Below are 5,223 nucleotides of genomic sequence, written 5' to 3' on the forward strand. Positions count from 1 at the left end.
AGGGGCGTGAACCGCAAGAAACCGCGGCTCACGCCCTTTCATTTGTTTTCAATACGTATCGTTATTGACTGCTTACTCCAAATAAAACTGAACAGTGCTATAATCTTGCCCGTAAACAGCTTCTAAGATGGAAGTGATTTCTATGTAAGCAAAAGGCTGAGATTTTATCGGTCATCTTTTTACGAAATACTTCTATCTTAACTGATAACTAATACCCAGACTACTTAAAATTACCGTCCAGTAATTTATCCCATTTTTCAAATCTTTCAAAAAGCTGCTCCTGTTTTTCAAAACAATCTCTAAGAAAAGACATTAAAGCATCGCTTTTTAAAATTTTAGGATTTAATACAATATATTTTGCCCTACCTGCTTTTAAAATATCAGATTGATCGCTAACATTTCTGTAATCACCTGGATAAAGAGCTCCCACGTCTAAAATTGAATTAGTCGCTTTGTAATGAAATATTTTATACTTCCTATATTTAGCAGTTTCAAATGGGTAGGGACTAAAAATTTGATCATGATAAGAGTTAAGTTGTCCCAATGCCCCACCTTTTTTAAAAGAGTTGATATCTTTAAGTCGCCTATATTTAGTATCTAAGATAATGGCATTTTGAAAAATCATATCTTGATCGTAAATTTCTATCCTAATATCCGGCCGATTATGACTAGAACTATACCATAGTGGATCAGAGGGCGTTACCTTATTTGCTTCATTTGGTCTAATTACACTGTCATACTTTACCTTTAAGTTCATATGATATTTAAATTTTGAATTCTTAGTACAACACATATACACACAAGTACCTGATTTTAATCCGCTAAAATCTAGGTCCTTATTATCATATATCCAACCTTTCTGAGGCTTAAATCCTAGATTATTTAAAGCTTCAAGCACCTTTATATATCCCCATATCTCATATAAAAGATCAGTTCTATGCCAATAATACTGATATTGTCTTTCAAACCGAGGCTGAAAATTAGAGTCATGTAATAACTTCCATTGAAGATCCCTGAAAAAAATATATCTATGATCTAAATAAGCATTAGCTACTCCACCAATATCATATACAGCTTTAATATCTTTTAACCATGTATTACTAAGAATATAGTTTATCTTTAACCTATACCTATTAACTAAATCCAGATCCTCTTGTATTGAAGAACTATTTACCCTACCAGCAATATTTAAAAGATTACTCTGTATGTGGTTTACAATGTTCAGAACATCAATTAACTCTCGCTTTAGAACCCCGTTCTCGGAAGTATTAGCTGTTAACTTATAATTTTTCAAATACAGTGCGTTGTTCCTCTTCTGCATACTCATCTTTATCACGGATCTATTGTCAATAGAGCGCTTTACATTTCTTGACCACGCATAATAAGGAGTAGTTTTAACCCTTGGCGATTGTGATATGAGATATGAATTTGAGTTAAACTTCTTATAATTCTCATGTAAAATACTTAACGCCTGCAACTCTTCAAAAGATAAAAAAGCTGAATAATTAGATAAACTTCCATTAACATTAGCACGAAACGAGCGAGCTAATCCTTTCACTGTATTCTCTACATCTTGCCGCATTAACTCCAGGGAACTTTCTGAAAGAAACTTTGGCACTATTTTTAACCAACTATACTTAATTGCTTCCGGCGTTACCAGTTTTAATCTATACAGTCCGGGTAAGTATTTTTTATCATTTTGTCTGTGATCATAAATATAGTATGGCCTATCGCTTGCTTGGATAAATAATCCACCATCATCATGGTTAATACGTTCATCTAACAATAGGTCAAGCCCATCCATATATAGTTTCCCATTGCTGGGCTCCTTGAAGAACAAACTCCATTCTGAATTCTCATTAATCGTTAAATGACTACTATTTAGTTCATCATCGCTAAATAAAAATTGTTTTTTAGGTTGGCCTTTTTCTTCTAAAAAAATATTATCTTGCATAACCATTTGCTACTAATTCCCTTACCTTAACCAATAACGTCTCTCGACATGTTGTAAAATCAGATAAATCAGAATATTCGTCTAAGACATCGATAATTTTTCCTTTTAATTTTTGATCTTTTTCATTAAAAGACATTAATGGAGAAAGCATTGTATCTGTCCCACGTAATTTGGTAAGTATTCGTTCAGAGATCTGCCAATCCAATGCTTTGTCTAACTTATCATAATAGTTAGAGGGCAACTTATTTAGGAAATTTTCTATTGACTTTATATTTCGCCAACTGATTCCAATGTTGGGAAGAACTTGATTTATAGTATTGTGTAGATCCCAGAAGAATTCTAACTGTTCTTTACTTAAGCTTACCCCATGAGCAGAGTAATTTAGTAGTTTCACCGGAAACTTTCGCCAAGACTTTTCCTCTTGTTTTTGTTTTAAATTCTCTACCTTCATATCTTCACGTTTATAAAACGGAAGAGTTTTTAATTGTATAACATTAGCTCTATCCAACAACTTATCCGACAATTCAAATGTTGACTCATCAATATTCATCGTTCCAATAAACCTTACGTTTTCAGGAATTAAAAGTTTAGGTGGATATATTGCGCTATTGTACAATCTGGCTTCTAAATATTTATTGTATAAAGTTAGATATCGCTCATTGCTATCTCTTTCTAAGACAGACAAGAATTGTGAAAAATAATACTCAATTCTTGATAAATTCATTTCATCTAAGACAATTAGATAAATCTGATTGCTGTCTTTCTCTGCTTTCAGTAATGTATCAACTAATCCAGAATCACTTGGGCGATAATTATTATTCATTGTATCAGCAAAACCGAGTAAATCAGCATCATCTTGCCATGATGGCTTCACAGATATAAATTTAAATTGATCGGAGGCTTCATCAATTCCCAATGCTTCTGCATATGCACGGATTATTCTAGATTTTCCTGTACCGCTAAGTCCTGCAAGAATAGTTAGTAGATTCGACTTAATAGATGTGTGAAAGTTAATAATATCATCTTCATCAAGAAGAAGATGATACTTAGATGACCTAATCACACTATTAAATTGATCAAGAAATAGTAGATCTGTATCTTGGGTCTTATTAGTATCAGCAACATCATTTTCTTCTCCAACTAACAGAGTTGTAAAACTTGCAAAATTTTCTAGCTGGTTTTCTTCTTCCCTTAAGTACCGTGTTGGAATAAACATAATATTATGTCTTGTATCGTCACTATCACCATTATCGTAATAGTAATTATCCATCTTAGGGTTTCGATTAATCTTACGTACTGTTATTGGATTATTTTTATTGGGCTTTTGATATTGAATGCTCTCTATACCATCAGTACTTACCGCTGTAACATCTTCGTATAGCACCAAAGATGAAGCACTATCTTCAGAAATCATAAAAGAACTAATACTATCTTTTTTACCGCTTATCATGCTTACGGTATGAGATAAGATAGTCTCTCCTGCTAATAGCTTATCAGTAATTTTCTTAGAGTTATTTCTCTCATCAGATAGTATTGGCACTTCCTCAAAAGTATCATTTACTGAAAAGTCACTATTTTTAATATGAGTCTTAATATCATAGGCAAATAGATTCCTCTTGTCAGTACTATTAATTTTAAAAATAAAAAGTTTATTTCTTAAGTACTCTTCTAATGTTTCCCTTCTAGTATCCTTGTCGTCATAAAAATTATCTTGGAATCCTAGCTTTTCAAGTTCATTAGGATATACGTGAATCTGAGAGTTTTGATACTCTTTTTCCAATGAATTTAGTATCTGCAAATTAAACATTATATCCTCATTTTTATCAAAAAAGACACCTCCATCGTCGGAAATATTTCCATAATTATCTGCACGATTCCATGCACCAATAAATATTTGACTCATTATTTTTCCTCATTTCCATTTAACATTTGTTCTAATTCATTTATGTTGTCTATATAAGCTAAGTGATTTTCTCCAACTTTATTAATTAGCTCTATAATATCTTTTCTGGTCACTTCACCATTAAAAATAATAATTTTTTCGTATGCAGTTAATGGATCATCTAACTTTGAAATCAAATTATCAATTGATACATAGCTTATTATTTGACTATCTTTTACGTTCATATATGTACTATTAACCGCAATTTGTAGCCTGGCTGTTCTTGGAATTTTTATTGAACCATATTTAAATCCAATCGGCATACCAATTAGTATGTAATTTCTAGCCGCTAACCGGTCTATTTGCTCTTGAAGTTTCACAGTTTCTTCTCGCAAATTAGTATTTTCCTCTTTTAAAGTTTTCTCATTTCTTAGAGTTACTTTTAATTTTGACTTTAGTGATGTGATTTCTTTTATATATATGCCATTAACACTCCTTGAGCTATTTTTCAAAGTCAACTTAGATTTTAAGTCAGATATATTATCAGCCATTTTTTTGATTTGCTCATTTTGGCTAGTGATAAGCTGACTATTCTCTGAATTTATACCTTCTAGCTGATCAACTTTTACCTGCATCTTTTTTACAACTACTGCTTCAGACTGATATTTATTATTTAAGCTAACTATTTTATCTTTCTGCTTTTCAATAACCTTTTCTAAGTGCTTGTTATCATTTTTTTTAACTGATTTTTGCCCTGTATCATTTGATATTTCCTTGCTATTTGATTTAATATATTTACTTTTGTATAAATTGAATGTCTCACTATCTTTTTTTAGGTAAGCTCTACATAGTAGAGAAATAGTGTCATTGTTTTCGGAATTATTATTCCCAATAGTACTTACTTCACTAATTATTGCCTTAAGCACTTTGGGTGCTACGTTATTTTGAATTTTTTTATTTATCAAAAATGCTCTATATTGAGCATTTATTTTTTTTGAGGGTGACCCTAATTGCCCACCAGAATTTCTGATAATATTTATAAAGTTTCTATCTGGCATAATATTAAGTAAAAAATTCAGTCTATCATCGATTTTCACCAAATATACTCCTCTCATAAGTGACATATTTAACTAACGTAATTATCATAACCTATCCAATTAGCGTCCAAATAAGTTTCCTGACTCTTTTGTCTATATCTATTTCCCATACTAGTTTTAAAGCAAAACAGGGTTAATTGAATCCACAAATTTCACCTAACTCCATTGATTATTGATAGTTAATCTCTTTTCTGTCTGTTTCCCTTAGTTGAGATCATTGTTGCCATCGTTATGATCATCATCGTTGAGGTAATCATGGTAATGGGCATAGCTGTCATCGTGGTGGTGCA

At 31.6% G+C, this 5,223-nt stretch carries 3 protein-coding genes; all 3 read right to left on the reverse strand.

Annotation, left to right across the window (positions count from 1 at the left end):
* Positions 1-220: 220 nt before the first annotated feature.
* The 3 genes from QOS10_RS08925 to QOS10_RS08935 are packed head-to-tail and all read right to left on the reverse strand — an operon-like array spanning position 221 to position 4,933.
* Positions 221-1,960, reverse strand: coding sequence for a nuclease domain-containing protein (locus tag QOS10_RS08925; protein WP_283595132.1), 1,740 nt, complete (start codon positions 1,958-1,960; stop codon positions 221-223).
* The gene (locus QOS10_RS08930) at positions 1,944-3,857 is read right to left on the reverse strand and encodes an McrB family protein (RefSeq protein ID WP_283595133.1); all 1,914 of its coding nucleotides are present in this window, start codon (positions 3,855-3,857) and stop codon (positions 1,944-1,946) included. The genes QOS10_RS08925 and QOS10_RS08930 overlap by 17 nt, the downstream gene beginning before the upstream one ends.
* Entirely contained in the window at positions 3,857-4,933 is a 1,077-nt protein-coding gene (locus tag QOS10_RS08935) for a hypothetical protein (RefSeq protein WP_283595134.1), read from the reverse strand. Before QOS10_RS08935 ends, QOS10_RS08930 begins: the two co-directional genes overlap by 1 nt.
* Positions 4,934-5,223 lie beyond the last annotated feature (290 nt).

Source organism: Limosilactobacillus galli, from assembly GCF_947381495.1.
GTDB lineage: Bacteria > Bacillota > Bacilli > Lactobacillales > Lactobacillaceae > Limosilactobacillus > Limosilactobacillus galli.